Raw genomic sequence first — 19,934 nt, 5'->3', positions numbered from 1 at the left:
CCCTCGTGCCCGGTCACCGCTCCGGCGACACCGGCCACCGCCAGCAGGACGGCGACGACCCCGTCGATCGTCGCGACGTGGGTACGGGTCCACCGGCTCCACCGCTCGATCAACGGGGTCGTCTGCACGGAAGTACCGGGTCAGCCGAGCAGCTTCTGCCGCAGCGCGTCGTCCTTCTCGAGCACCATCTGCTCGAGACCGGCCTGGAAGCGTTCCATCTGCTCACGCAGCGCCGGATCGGAGGCGCCGAGGATGCGGGCCGCGAGCAGGCCGGCGTTGCGGGCTCCGCCGATCGACACGGTCGCGACGGGGACACCGGCAGGCATCTGCACGATCGACAGCAGCGAATCCATGCCGTCGAGGTACTTGAGCGGCACGGGGACACCGATCACGGGCAGCGCCGTCGCGGAGGCCACCATGCCCGGAAGGTGCGCTGCGCCACCGGCACCCGCGATGATCACCTTGATGCCGCGACCGGCCGCGGACTTCGCGTAGTCGAGCATGCGCTGCGGGGTGCGGTGCGCCGAGACGACCCCGACCTCGAATCGGATCCCGAACTCGGCCAGCGCCTCCGCTGCGGCCTCCATCGTCGGCCAATCCGAGTCGCTGCCCATGATCAGGCCGACCTGTGCGCCCTGCGCCACGTCACTCACCCTGCTCTCCCGTGTGTTCGTTCCAACCGTCGGTCCATACGCCGTGCGAGAGCCAGTGCGCGGCCCGTTCGGCACGCTCGCGGACCGCCGCCACGTACTGCGGATCGGTGATGGATCCGGACGGGTCGCCGAGCACGTTGACGTGCCCGATCTTGCGGTCCTTGCGTTCCCCCTTGCCGTACAGGTGCACACGCACGTCGGGCATCCGCGCGAACAGATGGTGCAGCCGCTCGTCCATGCTCATCTCCGGCGCCTCGGGCGCGCCGAGCACGTTCGCCATCACCGTGACCGGGGCGAGCGGCGTGGTGTCGCCGAGCGGATAGTCCAGAACCGCGCGCAGGTGCTGCTCGAACTGTCCGGTGCGGGCGCCGTCCATGCCCCAGTGACCCGAGTTGTGCGGACGCATCGCCAGTTCGTTGACGACGAGTTCCCCGCCCTCCGTCTCGAACAGTTCGACGGCCATCACCCCGACGACGCCCAGTTCCCCGGCGATGCGCAACGCAAGCTGCTCGGCCGCCGTCTCCACGTCCTCCGGCAGATCCGGGGCGGGTGCGATGACGACCGCGCACTGCCCGTCGCGCTGCACCGTTTCGACGACCGGCCACGACGCGCCCTGCCCGAACGGGGACCGGGCGACCATCGCGGACAGCTCGCGGCGCCACGAGATCTTCTCCTCGGCCAGCAGCGGTACCCCGGCGGCGAGCCGGTCCTCGACAACGGCCTCGAGTTCCTGCTGGTCGTCGAGGATCCACACGCCACGGCCGTCGTACCCGCCGCGGGCGGCCTTGAGCACGTAGGGCCAGCCCAGCGTCTCGCGTGCGGCCTTCGCATCGGCGACGGACCGGATGACCGCGAACTTCGGCATCGGGACATCCAGCTCACCGAGCCGCTCGCGCATGGCGATCTTGTCCTGCGCGTAGATCAGGGCCTGCGGCGGCGGGAGCACGTTGACGCCCTCGGCCTGCAGAACCTTCAGGTGCTCGGTGGGAACGCCCTCGTGGTCGAAGGTCAGGGCGTGTGCGCCGATCGCGGCGCTGCGCAGTGCCTCGAGATCGTTGTGGCTGCCGAGCACCACGTCGGGGCTGACGCGGGCGGCCGGTTCGTCCGCGCTGCCCGCCAGGACCCGCAGGGTCTGGCCGAGGGCGATCGCGGCCTGATGGGTCATCCGGGCGAGCTGGCCGCCGCCGATCATCGTCACGACGGGCATTCCGCCGGTCAGCGCGCGGGGGGTGTCGGATCTGGGGGGCGAATCAGGTCTACCGGTCACGACTGTCCATGGTGTCACATCGGAAGGCCGGCACTCCCGCACCGTGCGCGTGCACGCTGTCACAGCGTGTGAGGCGCCCGACACATTCCTGTGCTAATACTGAAAATTTCATCCGGATGCGAAAGTTTGCGATCCGGTTTCGTAGACTTGCCCGAGTGTCTTTCGTCGATGTCGCCATGAACCGCGTTCCCCAGCCGTTGCGAGGCCTGCTGCTGCGGCACAGCGAGCTGGTCAAGTTCGCCATCGTCGGGGGCACCACCTTCGTCATCGACTCGGGCATCTTCTACACCCTCAAGCTGACGGTGCTGGAGGAGAAGCCGGTGACCGCCAAGATCATCGCCGGCATCATCGCGGTGATCTGCTCCTACATCTTCAACCGCGAATGGTCGTTCAAGAACCGCGGTGGCCGTGAACGTGCGCACGAGGCGTTCCTGTTCTTCTTCGTCAGCGGTATCGGGGTCGTGCTCAGCTTCATCCCGCTCTGGATCTCGAGCTACGTGTTCGGGCTGCGGGTACCCGAGGTGAGCCTGACGGTCGAGAACATCGCCGACTTCATCAGCGCCTACATCATCGGCAACCTGCTGCAGATGGCGTTCCGCTTCTACTGCTTCAAGCGGTTCGTCTTCCCCGAGGAAACCGGCCCGGACGCCGAACTCGGCGAACTCGCCGACGAACAGATCGGACGCTGACCGGCCCACCGGTTCAGCGGGGCTCCCGACTCGCATCCGACGTCCCCTGCCCACGGTCCCTGGACGTGCCGAGGAACAGCGCGAACAACGCCGGCCTCCGCCGTTGCAGTTCGAGCCGACCGCCGTCGGCGGAGACCAGCGCGCGGGCGAGCGCCAGCCCCACCCCCGTCGATCCGCTACCGGAGAACCCGCGATCGAAGATGTGCGGGGCGAGTTCGTCGCTGACGCCCTCGCCCTCGTCGGTCACCTCCACACACACCGTGTCGTCGCCCGCCCGCCGTACCGAGACCGTGCAGGTCCCGCCGCCGTGGACCAGCGCGTTGTCGACCAGCACGGCCACGGCCTCACGCAGGCGTGAGCCGGTCACGGTCGAGCGCAACGCCGGGTTGCCCCGCAACACCAGCTCGCGTCCGGCCTCCCGGAACGGACCGCGCCAATCCGCGATGACCCCCGACATCTCCCCCACCACCGACACCTCGGTACGCAGGGCGGAACCGCTGTCGCGGGACTGCCGCACCAGATCGTCGATCGCGGCGGTGAGCCGATCCACCTGGGCCATCGCGGCCTCGGCTTCCTCCACGACCGCCGGATCCGAGTGCGTGGACAGCTCGTCGAGCCGCAACCGCACCGCGGTCAACCGCGAGCGCAGCTGGTGCGACACGTCGCCGACGAGCATGTGCTCGCGCTGCAGACGCCCCGCGATCTCCACCGTGGCGGCATCGAGCACGTCGGAAACCCGATCGAGTTCCGGGATGCGGTGCCGTCTCGGATCCGGCCGGAAGTCGCCCTCGGCCAATCGCGCCGCGCGGGCGGCGACGTCGCGCAGCGGATCGGACAGGCGCCGCGCGGTGACGACGGCGACGATCGCGCCGGCCACCACGGTCAGCAGGACGATCGTGGCCACGGCCGCCAGTACCTGACGTTGCACGGTGCGCACACCCGCCGACGGCGCCTCCAGCCGCAACGACCCGGATGTGCCCAGCGACAGCGACTCCAGGATCGGCGCCGAGACCGCCGGAGCGCCGATGTCGAGACGGGCAGCGGCGTCCTCCGGCGTCGGATAGACGATCACCAGGCGGCCGCCGTCGGGCACGAGCAGCCGCATCGAACTCGTGTCGAGGCCGCCGACGATCACCCCTTCCGCGCCTTCCTGGGCGATGATCTCGGACGCCATCAGCTCGAGCCGTCCCTGCAGGTCCCGGCGCATGGTGTCCTCGACGAACAGGTACGCGGTGTAGGCGAGCGGAAGGCCGAGCAACAGCGCGACGAGCAGCACCACGGCGAGAACCGCGATGAGAATGCGACGACGCACGAGCGGCCCCGGCTAGTCGGTGTTCACGCGGAAACCGACACCGCGGACGGTTGCGATGCGGCGTTCCCCGGCCGGGCCCTCGTCGCCGATCTTCCGGCGCAGCCACGACATGTGCATATCCAGGGTCTTGGAACCGCGCAGGTCGACGTCCCCCCACACCTCCTGCAGGATCGCGTCCCGCGAGACGACCTGCCCGGCGTGCTCGAGCAACACCCGCAGCAGCTCGTACTCCTTGTTGGCGAGGACGACCTCGGACCCGTCGACGAGCACGCGACGCGCGGCACGTTCGAGCCGGATCCCGGCGACCTCGACCACGTCGTCGGTTTCACCGCCGCCCCGGCGGCGCAGCAGCGCCCGCACGCGCGCCATCAGTTCGGCGAGGCGGAACGGTTTGCCGACGTAGTCGTCGGCGCCCGCGTCGAGACCGACGACGAAATCGACCTCGTCGGTGCGGGCGGTGAGCATGAGTACGGCCAGGTCGGAGCGGTTGGTCCGGATCTGGCGGCACACCTCGAGACCGTCCATTCCGGGCAGTCCGAGGTCGAGGATCAGCAACTCGTATCGGCCGGACAGGGCCTCTTCCAGCGCGGAGGGGCCTTCCTGGGCGATCGTCACCTCGTACCCCTCGCGACCGAGGGCCCGCGAGAGGGGCGCAGCGATGGCTTCGTCGTCTTCGGCGAGCAGGACAGCGGTCACGAAACCAGGGTACGGATCGGCCGGGGGCACTGTCCGAATTACCACGCTTTGCGGCCGGTGCCCCCACCCTGGTCGTCCCTGCCCCGATCGTCGCGGTACTCGCCGGTCCCGTAACCGCCCCTGTCGGCGCTGCCGTCGAAGGCCTGCCGGTAGAGCAGCGTGTGCACGGTCTGCACGTCGGGGATGTCGTCGAATTCGAGCGGATCGTCGGCCGCCGAGACGATCACGAGGGTGCCGGTGCGCAGCATGCGGTCGACGATGCCGTGCCGGAACTGCACATTGCTGATGCGGCCCATCGGAATGTCGATGCCGCTGTGGGTGATCACGCCCTGCCGCACGAGGACCCGCCGGTCGGTGACGATGAAGTGCGTCGTGAGCCACCGCACCAGGGGCGCGACACAGCGCCAGCCGACGATTACGACCCACAACACCAGGACCGCGACGGTCAGGACGCCGGCCGCGGCGCCTTCGAGGCGCGTACCGGCGACACCGAGCAGAAAACCCGCGACCGCAGTGGTCAGCAGGAAGATCGCGGTGGGGACGATGAGCATCTTCCAATGCGGATGCCGGTGCAGCAGCAGCTCTTCGTCGACGGCGAGTGCGTCCTCGGGGTAGCCCATGCCGCCGAGGATCGCACGCGCGCGGCCGGAGGTCAGCCCACGGGTCGCAGATGGGTGATGTCGCCCGCGGCGATCGCCACCGGGTCGCCGTCGCGGTCGGGACGGACGACGATCCGACCCTGCTCGTCGATGTCGACGGCGACGCCGTGCAGTTCGGTGTCACCGGGCAGTACCGCCCGCACCCGCTGTCCGACGGTGCTGCACCGCTCGCGGTAGGCGTCGGCGAGTGCCGCGGTGTCCCAGTCGTGGTCGTGCCACCGACGCATCCGCTCGGCCAGGTTGGTCAGCAGCACCTGCGCAAGCCGGGTGCGGTCGAGGTCGGTGGCTCCCGCCAGCATCAGCGACGTCGCGGTCGGCACCGGCAGTTCGTCCTCGGCCAGGGAGACGTTGAGGCCGATGCCGACGACGACCGCGGGGACGGGTGCGGTCGCGGCGATCTCGACGAGGATTCCGGCGACCTTGCGGCCCTCGACGAGCACGTCGTTGGGCCATTTCAGTTCGGCGGGCACGCCGGTGACCGAACGGACGGTGTCGACGGTCGCGATTCCGGCGAGCAACGGCAGCCAGCCGAGGTCGGCGAGGTCCACCCCGGGCAGGGTGACGAGGACGGACGCGATCACCTGCGCGTTCGGAGTGCCCTCGAACCGGCGCGAGTGCCGTCCGCGACCGCCGGACTGGAATTCGGCGAGCAGCGCGCGGGGCGCGTCGCCTTCACCTGCGACGGCGAGCAGATCGGCGTTGGTCGATCCGGTTTCCTCGACGACGTCGAGCCGGCGGTAGAACGCGGCGGGTCCGGTGGCCGTGACCAGGGCGTCGCGCAGGTGCTCGACGTCGAGCGGGGCGCGCAGCGCAGCCGGATCTGTCGAGTCGGGACGAGGGGATTGCGGGTCCGGGGACATGGTCACAGCCTAGGGCCGGAAGGCGCCTCGCCGGTGCTGCGAAAACGTACTGGCCGGTAGCTTCAGTTCAATGATTCAACACAACTGGGACTCGATTCGGAGCCCTAGTATGACGCTCGCTAAGCTGACTGGCCATGACCACTGTCCAGGAGCCGTCCGCGCCCGAGGCGGCGAGTACGCCCGATATCCACACCACCGCCGGAAAGCTGGCAGACCTGCGCAATCGTCAGGCTCAGGCCCACGCCCCCAGCGGTGAGGCTGCCATCGAGAAGGTCCATGCGAAGGGCAAGCTCACCGCCCGCGAGCGTATCCACGCTCTGCTCGACGAGGGCTCGTTCGTCGAACTCGACGCCCTCGCACGGCACCGCAGCACCAACTTCGGCCTGGCCGACAACCGTCCCGTCGGCGACGGTGTCGTCACCGGCTACGGCACCATCGACGGTCGCGACGTGTGCGTGTTCTCCCAGGACGCGACGGTCTTCGGCGGCAGCCTCGGTGAGGTCTACGGCGAGAAGATCGTCAAGGTCATGGACCTGGCCCTGCGCACGGGCCGCCCGCTGATCGGCATCAACGAGGGCGCCGGCGCCCGCATCCAGGAAGGCGTCGTCTCGCTCGGCCTGTACGGCGAGATCTTCCACCGCAACGTGCAGGCCTCCGGTGTGATCCCGCAGATCTCGCTGATCATGGGCCCCGCCGCCGGTGGTCACGTGTACTCCCCCGCCCTGACCGACTTCGTGGTGATGGTCGACCAGACCAGCCAGATGTTCGTCACCGGTCCCGACGTCATCAAGACGGTCACCGGCGAGGACGTCACCATGGAGGACCTCGGCGGCGCGCACACCCACATGGTCAAGTCGGGTGTCGCCCACTACGTCGCCGACGGCGAACAGGACGCCCTCGACTACGTCAAGGACCTGCTGTCCTACCTGCCGTCGAACAACCAGGCCGCGGCTCCGCGCCTGGCTCCGACCGACCCGATCGTCGGTTCCATCGAGGACTCGCTCACAGACGAGGACCTCGAGCTCGACACGATCATCCCGGACTCGGCGAACCAGCCGTACGACATGCACGAGATCATCCGTCGCCTGCTCGACGACGACGAGTTCCTCGAGGTGCAGGCCGAGCGCGCCGCCAACGTCATCGTCGGTTTCGGCCGCATCGACGGCCGCAGCGTCGGCATCGTCGCGAACCAGCCCACCCAGTTCGCCGGCTGCCTCGACATCGACGCCTCCGAGAAGGCGGCCCGGTTCGTGCGGACCTGCGACGCGTTCAACGTGCCGATCATCACCCTGGTCGACGTCCCGGGCTTCCTGCCGGGCACCGAGCAGGAATACAACGGCATCATCCGTCGTGGCGCCAAGCTGCTGTACGCGTACGGTGAGGCCACCGTCGGCAAGATCACCGTCATCACCCGCAAGGCCTACGGCGGCGCATACGACGTCATGGGTTCCAAGCACATGGGTGCCGACGTGAACCTGGCGTGGCCGACCGCGCAGATCGCCGTCATGGGTGCCTCCGGCGCCGTCGGGTTCGTCTACCGCAAGCGCCTTCTCGAAGCCGCCAAGAACGGCGAGGACGTAGATGCGCTGCGCCTCGAACTGCAGAACGAGTACGAGGACACCCTGGTGAACCCGTACGTCGCGGCCGAGCGCGGATACGTCGACGCGGTCATCCCGCCGTCGCACACCCGCGGCCAGATCGTGTCCGCATTGCGACTGCTCGAGCGCAAGATGGTTTCGCTTCCGCCGAAGAAGCATGGGAACATTCCGCTGTGACCGCCGTGACGGAGGAAAAGATCATCACCGACATCGACTCGACCGAAGCAGCCGGCGCCCCCCTCGAGGACGTCGTGGTCGAAGCTGCCGGTGAGGACTCGGCACCGGAGGCCGTGACTGCCGAGGCGGTCGTCGAGACCGCGGCTGCGCTGCGCATCGTGAAGGGCAACCCGACCGACGAGGACGTCGCCGTGCTCGTGTCCGTGCTCGCCGCGGCCTCCTCGGGGGCTGCGGACGAAGGCGACGGCCGTCCCGCGGAGACGTGGGGCGACCCGACCCGGATGCATCGCCAGTGGGCGCCGTTCTCGCCGTATTCGTACCCGAACCTCGGCTGAGATGACCCGATTGGTGCTCGCGTCGGCGTCGCCGGCACGGCTGTCCGTGCTGCGCGCCGCCGGCGTGGAACCACTCGTGCGGGTGTCCGGGGTCGACGAGGACGCGATCGTCGCGTCGCTCGGCCCCGACACCGCGCCCGAGGTCGTGGTGACCGAACTCGCCCGCGCCAAGGCCGCCGACGTGGTGCCCCGGCTGAGCGGTGACGGCGTGGACGACGCAGTGGTCGTCGGGTGCGATTCGATGCTGCACATCGACGGACGGTTGCAGGGCAAGCCCGGCACCGCCGAGGTCGCGCGGGACCGCTGGCGCTCGATGGCCGGCCGCAGCGCCGACCTGCTCACCGGACACAGTCTGCTGCGGGTCCGCGACGGTGAGGTCGTCGCGGAAGCCTCCGCGCACAGCGGCACCACCGTCTATTTCGGCACCCCCACCGACGACGAACTCGAGGCCTACCTCGCGAGCGGCGAACCCCTCCAGGTCGCGGGTGCGTTCACTCTCGACAGCCTCGGTGGCTGGTTCATCGAGCGTCTCGAGGGCGACCCGTCGTCGGTCATCGGCATCGGCCTGCCGCTCGTTCGGCGGCTCCTCGGCGAGGTCGGCGTTTCCGTCGCCGACCTCTGGTCCGCGTCCGCGAAGCCGACGGGAACCGTCACCCGGTAGCGGAGGGCCGTTGGACCCCGCGCTGCAACGACCGCACCATCGCCTCGGCCTTGCTCTTGGCCCGATCGGCGTGAACCCCTGCGAACAGCTCGTCGACTGTCCCGACCCACAGTTCGAGCCACCGTTCGAACCGTGCAGGGGTGAGGCCGTGGTGTGCGTGCAGCGCCCGGTGCACGGGCAGGAAGTTGCCCTCGTACCGCGTGGTGCGGAAGAGGATCTGTTCCCAGAAGTCGCCTACGACGAGCAGATGCTCGTCGAGACCGACGATCGCGAGCACCTCGAACACCGGCGCCAGCGTCGGGTCGGTGAGGGCGTGTTCGTAGAACCTGCGGACCAGCCGGTCGATGTCGTCGCGATCGGACACGTCGACGGCCGGGGTGCCACTGGAAATCACATCCACCGAACCTACCGCCTAGTATTGACGGCGCACCTGCCACCACTGCCTCAGGAGCCCCCTGTGCCCGTCGAGCCCGACGCCAACCCCTCATTCGCTGCATACGCCGAACCCACTCGCCTGGTGTCGACGGAATGGCTGTCCGCCCACCTCGGACATCCCGAGGTGAAGGTCGTCGAATCCGACGAGGACGTGCTGCTCTACGACGTGGGCCACATTCCCGGGGCCGTGAAGATCGACTGGCATCTGGACCTGAACGACCCGGTCACCCGTGACTACATCGACGGTGCCGCGTTCGCTGATCTCATGAACCGCAAGGGCATTCGCCGCACCGACACCGTCGTGATCTACGGCGACAAGTCGAACTGGTGGGCCGCCTACGCGCTGTGGGTCTTCACGCTGTTCGGCCACGAGGACGTGCGCCTGCTCGACGGCGGCCGCGACGCGTGGATTTCCGAGAACCGCGACACCACCTTCGACGTCCCCTCCATCACCACGACCGGATACCCGGTGGTCACGCGCAACGACGCCCCGATCCGGGCGTTCAAGGACGAGGTGCTCGCAGCCCTCGGCTCGTCTCCCCTGGTGGACGTGCGCTCGCCGCAGGAGTACACCGGCGAACGCACCCACATGCCGGACTACCCGGAGGAAGGCGCCCTGCGCGGCGGCCACATCCCCACCGCGGTGTCCATCCCGTGGGCGAAGGCCGCGGCGCCGGACGGCCGGTTCCGTTCCCGCGCCGAACTCGACGAGATCTACACGGACATCCCGCGCGACGCGGATGTGATCGCCTACTGCCGCATCGGTGAGCGGTCCAGCCACACGTGGTTCGTGCTCACGCACCTGCTCGGCTACAAGAACGTCCGCAACTACGACGGTTCGTGGACGGAGTGGGGCAACGCGGTGCGTGTGCCGATCGTCAAGGGCGAAGAGCCCGGGGAAGCTCCCGCCCGATGAGCCTGCCCTCCGCGCTCGCCGAGATCGTCGACGACTTCGCCGCCGTCGCCGGTCAGGACAAGCTGCAGTTGCTCCTCGAGTTCAGCCGGGAGCTTCCACCGCTCCCGGCCGAACTCGAGGAAGCCGCGATGGAACCGGTGCCCGAGTGCCAGTCGCCGTTGTTCCTGTCGGTCGACGCGTCGGAGCGCGATCGGGTGCGGCTGCACTTCAGTGCTCCGCCGGAAGCGCCGACCACGCGGGGGTTCGCGTCGATCCTGCATCAGGGCCTCGACGGGCTCAGCGCACAGGAGATCCTCGATGTGCCGGACGACTTCTACTCGGCGCTCGGACTGGCGGATGTAGTGAGTCCGCTGCGGCTGCGCGGGATGAGCGCGATGCTCGCCCGGATCAAGCGGCATCTTCGGGCCTGACCTCGCCGGGGCGCCTGTGCAGTCTCGGCTACCGGCCGGTAACGTTGCGGGGTTCGATCTTGCTCGTAGTGTGTAGGGGCTATCCGGTTACATCGTCTATCGGATTGACGCCTACACTCTCCGTGACGGCAATAACCTAACGATCGATCAACAGGAGGCTCCGTGCCCAGTCATGCCAGCGCGCACATCACGAAAGTGCTCGTCGCCAACCGCGGCGAGATCGCTGTGCGGGTCATCCGAGCTGCCAAGGACGCCGGTTACGGCAGCGTAGCCGTCTACGCCGAGCCCGACGCGGATGCGCAGTTCGTGAAGCTCGCCGACGAGGCGTTCGCGCTCGGCGGTCAGACGTCGGCCGAGTCCTACCTGGTCTTCGACAAGATCCTCGACGCCGCGAAGAAGTCCGGCGCCGACGCGATCCACCCCGGCTACGGCTTCCTCTCCGAAAACGCCGACTTCGCCCAGGCTGTGATCGACGCCGGCCTGATCTGGATCGGCCCCTCGCCGCAGTCCATCCGCGACCTCGGCGACAAGGTCACCGCCCGCCACATCGCCGAGCGCGCCAACGCGCCGATGGCCGCGGGCACCAAGGACCCGGTCAAGAACGCCGACGAGGTCGTCGAGTTCGCCAAGCAGTACGGCGTGCCGGTCGCGATCAAGGCGGCCTTCGGTGGCGGCGGTCGCGGCATGAAGGTCGCGCAGACCATCGAGGAGATTCCCGAGCTGTTCGAGTCGGCCACCCGCGAGGCGATCGCCGCCTTCGGTCGCGGCGAGTGCTTCGTCGAGCAGTACCTGGACAAGGCCCGCCACGTCGAGGCACAGGTCATCGCCGACAAGCACGGCAACGTCGTCGTCGCCGGCACCCGCGACTGCTCGCTGCAGCGCCGCTTCCAGAAGCTCGTCGAGGAGGCCCCCGCGCCGTTCCTGACCGACGAGCAGCGCAAGCGCATCCACGAGTCCGCCAAGGCCATCTGCCGCGAGGCCGGTTACTACGGCGCCGGCACCGTCGAGTACCTGGTGCAGGGCGACACGGTTTCGTTCCTCGAGGTCAACACCCGCCTGCAGGTCGAGCACCCGGTCACCGAGGAGACCGCCGGCATCGACCTCGTGCGTCAGCAGTTCCGCATCGCCAACGGCGAAGAGCTCGAGATCAAGGAAGACCCGGCGCCCCGCGGCCACTCCTTCGAGTTCCGCATCAACGGTGAGGACGCCGGTCGCGGCTTCCTCCCCGCCCCCGGCCCGATCTCCGTCTACAAGGAGCCCACGGGCCCGGGCGTGCGCGTCGACTCCGGCGTCGTGCAGGGTGACGTCATCGGCGGCCAGTTCGACTCGATGCTCGCCAAGCTGATCGTCACCGGCGAGAACCGCGAGCAGGCGCTGCAGCGCGCCCGCCGTGCCCTCGCCGAGTTCGAGGTCGACGGCCTCGCCACGGTCATCCCGTTCCACCGGCACATCGTCGAGCACCCGGCCTTCATCGGTGACGGCGAGAAGTTCGACGTCTACACCAAGTGGATCGAAACCGAGTGGGAGAACACCATCGAGCCCTACGCGGGTGCCGGTGCCGTCGACGACGAGGACGAGGCTCTGCCGCGTCAGAACGTCGTCGTCGAGGTCGGTGGCCGTCGCGTCGAGGTGTCCCTGCCCGGCCAGTTCTCGCTCGGCGGTGGCGGCGGCGCGGCCGGTGCCATCCGCAAGAAGCCGAAGGCCCGCAAGCGTGGCGGCGCCCACGGCGGCAAGGCGTCCGGCGACGCCGTGACCGCGCCGATGCAGGGCACCGTCGTCAAGGTCGCGGTCACCGAGGGCCAGGAGGTCGCCGAGGGCGATCTGATCGTCGTCCTCGAGGCCATGAAGATGGAGAACCCGGTCACCGCGCACAAGGCCGGTGTCGTGACCGGCCTGGCCGTCGAGCCGGGTGCTGCCATCACTCAGGGAACGGTGCTCGCCGAGCTCAAGTGATGTTCTGACCAACGGGGCGTGCCCCGGGCGGATCCGACGATCCGCCCGGGGCACGCCCTGTTTCGGCCGTCGAATCGGCTGCGCTCTCGTTCGAACGCATGTATCATTCGAACATGAGTTCGATCGGGGGGCCGAGGCCGGTGGACACCACCACCGTGGACGAACTCTGCGCACTCGACCTCGACCGTCTCTCCGACGAGGAGATCGCCTCGACGCTCCGCACCGTCGAACGTCTCCGCCGCCGCCTCGACGGCCTCGACGCACGACTCGTCGCCCAGGTCGAAGGGCGTGTACTCGAGAACGCCGTGAAGCTGTCCACGCCCCAGAAATACCTGGTCGAACTCCTGCACCTGTCCCGCGCCGACGCGGTTCGGCGAGTGAAGAACTCCCGCCTCCTGGCACCCCGCACGACTCCCAGCGGCGCAATCCTCGGCCCGGTCATGCCGGTCACAGCCGCTGCCGTTGCCGACGGGGATGCGTCCGCCGCGCACGCCGACGCCATCCGCAGAGTGATCGAGAAGATTCCGGGACGATTCGGGAACGACGTCGTCGAGACCGTCGACCGCATCCTCGGCACCCTCGCACGGACCGCGACCCCCGACGACATCACCACCGCCGGCATCGACCTGCTCGCCCGGCTGGACCCCGACGGTAACCCACCGGACGACCGCGACCGCAAGGCTCGCCGATCCCTGAGGCTCGCACCGCAGTCGGCCGATCTGATGTCCCGCCTGCACGGCGACCTTCATCCGGCGACCAGAGCCAAACTCGACGCCGTCCTCGCCACCTGGGCACGACCGGGCATGAACAACCCCGACGACCCTGACTCACCTGTCGGCAGCACCGACCGCCCCGACCTCGACCCGGACGTTCTCGATCGAGCGGCCCGCCGCGACCGGCGCACTCCCGAACAACGCCTCCACGACGCCTTCGACGCACTATGCACCCACGCACTGGCCTCCGGCGCTCTCGGCCGACACCGCGGTCTGCCGGTCACCGTTGTCGTCACCATGACCCTGCGCCAACTCGAGCGGGCCACCGGCCTCGCCACCACCGCCACCGGCGGGGTCGTACCCGTCACCGATGCCCTCGCCATGGCCGAGCACGCCCATCCGGTCCTGGCGCTGTTCGACCACGCCGGCGCTCCCCTGCATTTCGGACGGTCCAGACGCCTCGCCACCGCCGACCAGCGTCTGTTGCTCACCGCGTGGCAACGCGGCTGCACCCGGCCCGGCTGCGATGCTCCCGCCTCGCACTGCGCCGTTCACCACCTGACCGAATGGCAACACGGCGGCGGCACCGACATCGACAATCTCGCGCTGGTCTGCGACGCCGACCACGCGCGCGTCACCGACTCCGGGTGGCGCACCACCGCCGATCCCCACGGCCACCGCCCCCTGTGGACCGCACCGCACCTCCTCGATCCCACCCGCACACCCCGGCGCAACCATCGCCATCACCCCCACGAGCTCGTCACCCACGCGATCCTGAACGCGTCCCCACCCCGTCGCAGGCGCGGCCCGGCAGCACCGACGCGTTGCCGGGATCGGAACGGCTCCGACTCGGCGGAGGACCATCACCCACGACCGGAGCACAGTTCGTAGCGTTCCGGGGCAGATTTCCGTGAACGCTCGAGGCTAGGGTGGATATATGGCCGAGCCGCACGAGATACGCATCGGCACCGCCGAACGCGAGCAGGCACAGCGTCTGCTCGGAGAACACTTCGCTGCCGGACGACTCACCCTCACAGAGTTCGAGGAACGGTCCGGACGCATCGAAGCGGCGACGACACGCGGCGAACTGGTGGCCTCGTTCTCCGATCTACCCCTCATCGAACCGGCACCGCGGCAACGGCGCGGACGGGGACTGGTTCTCGGCCTGCTACCGCTGGCCCTGTTCGCGGTGTTCTTCGTAGCGGACCGGTTCGGCATCGGCCTGTGGCTGCCCGCGGTCGCAGCGGTTGCCGCCGCGGGGACGGCGATGTTCGTCGGCCGGTCCCGTCCTGCAGACCCGGCACCCGGGTCCGCGCGCCTCCTGCCCGCACGCCTTCTCGACGAGAACGCACCCGAACCGCCCTACGCACGCGAAACCCGTTACCGCACAACACCTTCAGGGGCCGCGATGCTCGACGTGCTCACCCTCTTGCCGATCGGGCTGGTGGCCGCCGTGTCGATGGTGGCGATCCGCTTCCCGATCGTCATGGTGATCTGCGCCGTCGTGCTCGTCGCGGTCGTGGTGAAGGCGTATCGGATCATGACCGGAGGACCCGGATTCGGCCCGTGAGACCGGCCACGCCGCCCCAACTTCGGGCCACTAGTCTGGTGGGCATGTCCGATACCCCCGAGGTTCGCATCGGCACCGCCGAACGCGAGCGTGCGCTGCAGTTGCTCGGTGAACATTTCGCGGCCGGACGCCTCACCCTCGCCGAATTCGAAGAACGCAGCGGCAAGGCCTCGGCGGCGACGACCCGCAGCGACCTCGACGCCCTGTTCACCGATCTGCCGACGGAAACGGCGAACGTCCCTGCCCCGGCAGCGGAGACGGCACCCGCCAAGAGTGGACTGCCGGACCGGTGGCGCGACGTGGTCGCGGGCGTGACCCCGCTCGTGGCGGTCGTGCTGTTCTTCGTCTTCGACCACAACTGGCTGTGGTTCCTGCTCATCCCGATCGTCAGCGTCGTCCTGTATGCGGGCATCGATCAGACCGATCGTTCGGGTGACCGGAAGAAGAAGCACAAAGGCAGTGGCAAGAAGGGCGGGGGCGACGCCTGATGGAACCGGTCGAGATCAACGCGGGCAACTGGTATCTGCTCGCCGAGGACACCGACGCCTGGGACGCCGACACCCGGTACCGCTGGTCGGTGCGCGAGGCGACGACCGCGGAATCGGTTGCGGACGTGACACTGATGCCGGACGGAACGTTGACCGGCACCGCCCGCGACGGCGAGGACGCCGCGCTGACCGCTGCGCGCCGCGCGGTACGCGGATTCGCCGAGGCCGCACTCGGTCTGACCGTCCGGGACGCCTGACCGGTGCCCACACTCACGTGGCGGCGAACGCTGCCTCTCGTGCTGGCGACGGTCGTCTTCACCGCGATGCTCCTGTCCCCCGGAGGCACCGCACCGGAAGGTCCGCCGCACGCCGACAAGGTTACGCACGCACTCTTCTTCGCGACCCTCGCCTACTGCTCGCTGTACGCGCGGATCCCCGTCGCCTGGACGATCGGCTGGCTCGCCGCGTACGGCGTGCTGACCGAGATCCTGCAGGAGACGGTTGCGGTGCGGCGCTCGGGATCCGTGTGGGACTGGTGCGCCGACCTGGTCGGTGTGTTCGTCGGTCTCGCGGTGTTCACTACGGTACGCCGTCGCACCCGAGCCGCGCCCTGACGGATCGGGTGCGACGACGCACTGCGCCCAGATGAGGCACTGCGCCTACATCATTCGCCGCGTACGGTCTCCGCACGCTCCGTGTCGGCCAACCGCTCCGTGTCGACCAACCGGGACCGCAATGCCTGGAGAGTGTCGTCGTCGAGACTCAGTCCTTCCGCGAAGTACTGCTCGATCGTCCCGTAGCGGTTGGTTACCTCGTCGAGCGACGCCTCGAGATAGTTGCGCTGCACACCGAGGAGTGGGCGCAGCACGTCCGGGTCCCCGCCGAGTTCGCGGAACTTCGTGAACAGCGGCTCGAACGTGGGAAGCAGCAGATCGTTGGTGCGCAGATAGTCGGCGAACACGTCGTCCTCGCCGGCACCGGCGAACAGCAGCAGCGACGCGGCCGCCCATCCGGTCCGGTCCTTCCCCGCACTGCAGTGCACGAGCGCCGGAACCTCGCCGTGCGCGATTCCGGTCGCCAAACGTCGATAGGACGCGGCCGCGCTGGGCATGGAGACGAAGTCCCGGTAGCTGCCCAGCAGGTAGTTCTCGGCGCGACCGTCCGACAACTCCTTCGCGACAACCTCGGGGTTCGCCACGAGTTCGGGCAGTGCGGCCGCGATGGAGGCGTCCTCGCGATCGGCGAAGACGTCGAGTCCGACGTGGACCGCGCCGTCGGGCAGACGGTCGGGCCGCCGTTCCATCTCGGCGGCGGTCCGCAGGTCGAAGACAGTGGTGATCTGCAGGGCGTCGAGCGTCTCACGGTCTGTGTCGGTGAGTCGGCTCAGATCGGTGGAGCGGAACACCACTCCGGTGCGGACCACGCCGCCGAACCGGCTCGCACACCCGCCGATGTCCCGCAGGTTGGCGAGCGACGGTATCGCGAACGTCGTGTCCTCGCCCGCGCCTTCTCCCACTGTTTCTGTCATGTACGACAAACTACGCGGCGCGGCGACGGACTGCGGCACAGCCCGGGTGGCACCGTTACCCGGTGAGCGGACGGCAATCGGCGGTGCATCCCGGGTTCTGCGGCGGGGTCTCCGGCGTCGCCGGTCGGTGCAGCACAGCCGACGTCGGCCGGACCCGCAGCGCATCGCCGTCGAGGACGGCTTCACCGTCGACGATCAGCGAGTACCCGCCCGGTTCGGCGGGTGGGTGCACGAGGGAAACGACCGGGTGCACACCGATGTTCGCGGTGGTGCGCCGGCCGGGTTCGCCGACGGTCAGATCGGTGCCGTTCCACACCGCCGTCACCGCGACCGCGTGCGGTCTGAAGTCGGCGCCGGTGGTCAGGAGATAGGCGTATCCGAAGTCCGCGAGTGCCGCGTCGAGCGCGGCGAGATCGACTTTGATGCTCACGGCACCGAGCGTGCGCGGGATCAGGCACACGGTCAAGACACAGCGTCGCGCCGCACCACCCGAAGGCGATGCGGCGCGGCTCGGCTCATCCAGCTATTGGACATCTCCCGAGGCTTCGCCGATGAAATACGGCAGACCGATGCATGTCCCGAGAACGGGGTCACCGGCCGTCGTTCCCTTCACGGTGGCACCACCGGGCAGGACCACCTGGAATCCAGGCTGCTGCATCACGCAGATCCCCAATCCCGGATCGACCTTGGCTTCGATCGGAGCCATACCGTCGCCGTCGTTGGTCACCGTCGGCTGCGCCGATGCGGCTCCCGCACCGAGTACGACTGCGGGGGCGATGAGCGCGGTAGCGATGGCGGCGTGCAATGCGATCTTGTTCATGACTTTCTCCTCAGACTGTTGCGGCGCTTTCGCAACCGGCTTTCTCGGTGTCGTGTCCGGCGCTTCCGGCCACGGCAACAACTTTCCGCCGACCAGCGCCCCGCCGAATCCGTGCTGACCCGGCATTTCCGCCCAGTGCCGGCACGGATTCCGGTTCCGTGCCTGCACGGTGGTGCCTGCGATCGGGCCGGGAGCACACTGAAAAGGTTCGGTGAGGAGATCCGATGGTGCGTCGTCGAGCAATCCCGGTCCTGATCGCCCTGGCCGCCGTTCTCGCCGCGGCCGTGGTGGCGTCGGTGGACTGGTCCCCCGCAGCCCGGCACGATCCGGCGCGGGCATTGCTCCTCGGACCTCGCGAATCGTTCGCTGCTGCGGAGGGTCCGTTCCTGCCGGTGTTCGGTACCACCGAGCTGATCCTGTTCCTGGGTGCCGGCATGGCGTTCGTGGTGTCCGGCGCCGTCGCGTGGCAGTTCCGTCCGCACGACCTGACGGGTCCGCTGATCCTGGCGGCGGGCCTGTTGTGGCTGCTCGGCGGGCTGCGTCGCTCCAGCAATCCGGTTCTGTTCACGATCGGGGTCGTGGCGACGAACCTGTATCTGCCGCTGTTGCTGCAGGCGGTGATCGGGTTCCCCACGGGTCGGCTGCACCATCGCTGGGAGAAATGGTTCATCGGCGCGACATGGTTCCTCGCGACCGCCGGCGTGATGACCGAGTGGATGTTCGTCGATCCCCGAGCGACCGTCACGCTGGTCCCGTCGACGTCCACGAATCTGCTGCTGATCCGGCATGATCCCCGGTTGGCGGACCCGATCCAGCTCGTAGTCGGCGCCGGCGCGCTGGTGCTGGTCGCCGTCGTCGTCGCCGTTGTGACGGTGCGCTGGCGGCGCGGAACACCGGCCTATCGAGCGGGGTTCGCGCCGCTCGCGATCGCCTACGCGATCGCCGGGCTCGTGACGGTGGCGATCCTGTCCACCGCGATCCGGGTGCCCGGGTCCCCCTACATCTGGATCCTGAATCTGCGCTATCCCGGCGCCGCGCTGTTCCCGCTGGCCGTCGCGATCGGGTTGGTGCGCTACCGGCTGGCACGGGCGGCGATCAGCGATGCGATGGTCGAGATCGGCGACGTGCCACTCGATGTCGGCTTCGTTGATGCGCTGCGGCGCGCGGTGCGTGATCCCAGCCTGGTGCTGTGGACGTATTCACCCGAGGACGGGTGCTATCTGGACGCGGACGGAACCCCACGGGAGCTGCCGCGCCGTTCCCGGTCGCGGGCGGCAACGATCGTCGAGCGCGAGGGCCGGCCTGTCGGTGCGCTCGTCTACGACGCGACCTTGGAGGCTCAGCCGGAGCTGCTCGCGGCTGTGCGAAGCGCCGCGATCGTCGCGTTGGATCACGAGCGTCTTCGGGATTCGCTGCGCGAACAGCTCGAGGAGGTGCGCCGGTCGCGGGAGAGGATCGTGACGGCAGGCGACATGCAACGCAAGCGTCTCGAACGCGACCTGCACGACGGCGCGCAGCAGCGCCTGGTTGCGGCGTCGTTGCTGCTGCGCCGCGCGCAGCGCGCCGACGACGAGATGGATCTGCGCAAGCTGCTCGGTGACGGGGTCGCCGAGCTCGACAATGCCTTGGCCGAGCTGCGGGAGTTGGCCCGCGGCGTGTATCCGCCGGTACTGACCGAGCGTGGGCTGGTGGTGGCGCTGAAATCGCTCGCCGAGCGGGCTCCGCTCCCCGTCCGCATCGTGGATCGGATCGGTACGCGGCTGCCGGCCGCGATCGAGTTGGCCGTGTATCTGATCACCGCCGAGGCGGTCACGAATGCGGCGAAACACTCGGGTGCGTCGGTGGTCGACATCGAGCTGGACCGGAACGACGACCAGATGACTCTGACGGTCCGTGACGACGGTTGCGGCGGAGCGGAACCGACCCCGGGCAGCGGACTCGACGGGTTGGCCGACCGGGCGGCCGCGCTCGGCGGATATCTGGTGCTGTACAGCCCACCGGACCGGGGTACGACCGTCACGGTGACTCTGCCGCTCGGCACCGTCCTTACCGCCTGACCGGACGCATGCCGGTTCCGCTGCCGGACCGGATGGCGTTCAATGGATTCTGGGTCCTCCTCAGGGAGTGCGGGCAGTGGACGAACAGGATGAACTCGGTCCGGGCACGGTCTTCGCGGGATACACGATCGAGCGTC

At 69.0% G+C, this 19,934-nt stretch carries 22 protein-coding genes and 1 pseudogene; 13 read left to right on the top strand and 10 right to left on the bottom strand.

The genetic code is table 11. The annotated features are described in order from the left end of the window. Positions 1 to 140 precede the first annotated feature (140 nt). Positions 141 to 653 (bottom strand): 5-(carboxyamino)imidazole ribonucleotide mutase, encoded by a 513-nt coding sequence (purE, locus tag ACN675_RS10245; protein ID WP_197253073.1) that lies wholly within the window; start codon positions 651 to 653, stop codon positions 141 to 143. After that, positions 646 to 1,920, bottom strand: coding sequence for a 5-(carboxyamino)imidazole ribonucleotide synthase (locus ACN675_RS10240; protein WP_420750758.1), 1,275 nt, complete (start codon positions 1,918 to 1,920; stop codon positions 646 to 648). The genes purE and ACN675_RS10240 overlap by 8 nt, the downstream gene beginning before the upstream one ends. Positions 1,921 to 2,096: 176 nt before the next feature. Here ACN675_RS10240 and ACN675_RS10235 point away from each other — a divergent pair. Continuing rightward, positions 2,097 to 2,576 (top strand): annotated as a pseudogene (locus ACN675_RS10235) (GtrA family protein); the annotation flags it as partial. Between the two features lie 46 nt (positions 2,577 to 2,622). On the opposite strand, the gene ACN675_RS10230 reads toward ACN675_RS10235, so the two are convergent. From ACN675_RS10230 to ACN675_RS10215, 4 genes are read right to left on the bottom strand one after another with little or no spacing between them, the layout of a single operon-like run. Beyond that, the gene (locus ACN675_RS10230) at positions 2,623 to 3,921 is read right to left on the bottom strand and encodes a sensor histidine kinase (RefSeq protein ID WP_420750757.1); all 1,299 of its coding nucleotides are present in this window, start codon (positions 3,919 to 3,921) and stop codon (positions 2,623 to 2,625) included. 12 nt (positions 3,922 to 3,933) lie between these two features. Next, on the bottom strand, positions 3,934 to 4,617 hold the full coding sequence (locus ACN675_RS10225) for a response regulator transcription factor (RefSeq protein WP_420750756.1): 684 nt from the start codon (positions 4,615 to 4,617) through the stop codon (positions 3,934 to 3,936). 38 nt (positions 4,618 to 4,655) lie between these two features. After that, the gene (locus tag ACN675_RS10220; protein WP_420750755.1) at positions 4,656 to 5,237 is read right to left on the bottom strand and encodes a PH domain-containing protein; all 582 of its coding nucleotides are present in this window, start codon (positions 5,235 to 5,237) and stop codon (positions 4,656 to 4,658) included. A 32-nt stretch (positions 5,238 to 5,269) separates the two neighbouring features. Further along, positions 5,270 to 6,136, bottom strand: a complete 867-nt coding sequence (locus tag ACN675_RS10215) for a biotin--[acetyl-CoA-carboxylase] ligase (protein ID WP_420750754.1) — start codon at positions 6,134 to 6,136, stop codon at positions 5,270 to 5,272. A gap of 134 nt (positions 6,137 to 6,270) precedes the next feature. Between ACN675_RS10215 and ACN675_RS10210 the strand changes: the two genes are divergently transcribed. The 3 genes from ACN675_RS10210 to ACN675_RS10200 are packed head-to-tail and all read left to right on the top strand — an operon-like array spanning position 6,271 to position 8,907. Then, on the top strand, positions 6,271 to 7,911 hold the full coding sequence (locus ACN675_RS10210) for an acyl-CoA carboxylase subunit beta (protein ID WP_420750753.1): 1,641 nt from the start codon (positions 6,271 to 6,273) through the stop codon (positions 7,909 to 7,911). Next, a complete protein-coding gene (locus ACN675_RS10205) occupies positions 7,908 to 8,246 on the top strand; it encodes an acyl-CoA carboxylase subunit epsilon (RefSeq protein ID WP_420750752.1) in 339 nt (112 codons plus the stop codon). The genes ACN675_RS10210 and ACN675_RS10205 overlap by 4 nt, the downstream gene beginning before the upstream one ends. A 1-nt stretch (position 8,247) precedes the next feature. Next, complete coding sequence (locus ACN675_RS10200; protein ID WP_420750751.1) at positions 8,248 to 8,907, top strand: Maf family protein; 660 nt, start codon at positions 8,248 to 8,250, stop codon at positions 8,905 to 8,907. On the opposite strand, the gene ACN675_RS10195 is transcribed toward ACN675_RS10200, so the two are convergent. Next, positions 8,897 to 9,301 (bottom strand): group III truncated hemoglobin, encoded by a 405-nt coding sequence (locus tag ACN675_RS10195; protein ID WP_420750750.1) that lies wholly within the window; start codon positions 9,299 to 9,301, stop codon positions 8,897 to 8,899. The two genes, ACN675_RS10200 and ACN675_RS10195, sit on opposite strands and share 11 nt — an antisense overlap. A 63-nt stretch (positions 9,302 to 9,364) precedes the next feature. Here ACN675_RS10195 and ACN675_RS10190 point away from each other — a divergent pair, with 63 nt between their 5' ends. From ACN675_RS10190 to ACN675_RS10155, 8 genes are all read left to right on the top strand, one after another. Beyond that, on the top strand, positions 9,365 to 10,258 hold the full coding sequence (locus tag ACN675_RS10190) for a sulfurtransferase (RefSeq protein WP_420750749.1): 894 nt from the start codon (positions 9,365 to 9,367) through the stop codon (positions 10,256 to 10,258). Continuing rightward, complete coding sequence (locus ACN675_RS10185) at positions 10,255 to 10,668, top strand: SufE family protein (RefSeq protein ID WP_420750748.1); 414 nt, start codon at positions 10,255 to 10,257, stop codon at positions 10,666 to 10,668. The genes ACN675_RS10190 and ACN675_RS10185 overlap by 4 nt, the downstream gene beginning before the upstream one ends. A 162-nt stretch (positions 10,669 to 10,830) precedes the next feature. Further along, on the top strand, positions 10,831 to 12,621 hold the full coding sequence (locus ACN675_RS10180; protein WP_420750747.1) for an acetyl/propionyl/methylcrotonyl-CoA carboxylase subunit alpha: 1,791 nt from the start codon (positions 10,831 to 10,833) through the stop codon (positions 12,619 to 12,621). Positions 12,622 to 12,734: 113 nt separating this feature from the next. Continuing rightward, the gene (locus ACN675_RS10175) at positions 12,735 to 14,225 is read left to right on the top strand and encodes a DUF222 domain-containing protein (RefSeq protein WP_420750746.1); all 1,491 of its coding nucleotides are present in this window, start codon (positions 12,735 to 12,737) and stop codon (positions 14,223 to 14,225) included. Between the two features lie 46 nt (positions 14,226 to 14,271). Further along, positions 14,272 to 14,904, top strand: coding sequence for a DUF1707 SHOCT-like domain-containing protein (locus ACN675_RS10170; RefSeq protein WP_420750745.1), 633 nt, complete (start codon positions 14,272 to 14,274; stop codon positions 14,902 to 14,904). 44 nt (positions 14,905 to 14,948) lie between these two features. Continuing rightward, positions 14,949 to 15,392, top strand: coding sequence for a DUF1707 SHOCT-like domain-containing protein (locus ACN675_RS10165; RefSeq protein ID WP_420750744.1), 444 nt, complete (start codon positions 14,949 to 14,951; stop codon positions 15,390 to 15,392). Further along, positions 15,392 to 15,649, top strand: a complete 258-nt coding sequence (locus tag ACN675_RS10160) for a hypothetical protein (protein ID WP_420750743.1) — start codon at positions 15,392 to 15,394, stop codon at positions 15,647 to 15,649. Before ACN675_RS10165 ends, ACN675_RS10160 begins: the two co-directional genes overlap by 1 nt. 66 nt (positions 15,650 to 15,715) lie before the next feature. Beyond that, positions 15,716 to 16,006 carry a VanZ family protein gene (locus tag ACN675_RS10155; RefSeq protein WP_420750760.1) on the top strand — a complete coding sequence of 97 codons (291 nt, stop codon included), beginning with the start codon at positions 15,716 to 15,718 and terminating at the stop codon, positions 16,004 to 16,006. A gap of 50 nt (positions 16,007 to 16,056) precedes the next feature. Here the strand turns inward: ACN675_RS10155 and ACN675_RS10150 are convergent, their stop codons facing one another. From ACN675_RS10150 to ACN675_RS10140, 3 genes are all read right to left on the bottom strand, one after another. Further along, positions 16,057 to 16,920 (bottom strand): tyrosine-protein phosphatase, encoded by an 864-nt coding sequence (locus tag ACN675_RS10150; RefSeq protein ID WP_420750742.1) that lies wholly within the window; start codon positions 16,918 to 16,920, stop codon positions 16,057 to 16,059. A 55-nt stretch (positions 16,921 to 16,975) separates the two neighbouring features. Then, entirely contained in the window at positions 16,976 to 17,350 is a 375-nt protein-coding gene (locus ACN675_RS10145) for a pyridoxamine 5'-phosphate oxidase family protein (protein WP_420750741.1), read from the bottom strand. Positions 17,351 to 17,443: 93 nt separating this feature from the next. Next, positions 17,444 to 17,740, bottom strand: coding sequence for a hypothetical protein (locus ACN675_RS10140; RefSeq protein ID WP_420750740.1), 297 nt, complete (start codon positions 17,738 to 17,740; stop codon positions 17,444 to 17,446). A gap of 224 nt (positions 17,741 to 17,964) precedes the next feature. On the opposite strand from ACN675_RS10140, the gene ACN675_RS10135 reads away from it, so the two are divergent. Next, positions 17,965 to 19,797 carry an ATP-binding protein gene (locus ACN675_RS10135; RefSeq protein WP_420750739.1) on the top strand — a complete coding sequence of 611 codons (1,833 nt, stop codon included), beginning with the start codon at positions 17,965 to 17,967 and terminating at the stop codon, positions 19,795 to 19,797. The last annotated feature ends 137 nt before the right edge of the window (positions 19,798 to 19,934 follow it).

It is taken from the genome of Rhodococcus sp. O3 (genome assembly GCF_048897285.1).
Lineage (GTDB): Bacteria > Actinomycetota > Actinomycetes > Mycobacteriales > Mycobacteriaceae > Rhodococcus.
This window is presented reverse-complemented; position numbering and strand designations above follow the sequence as displayed.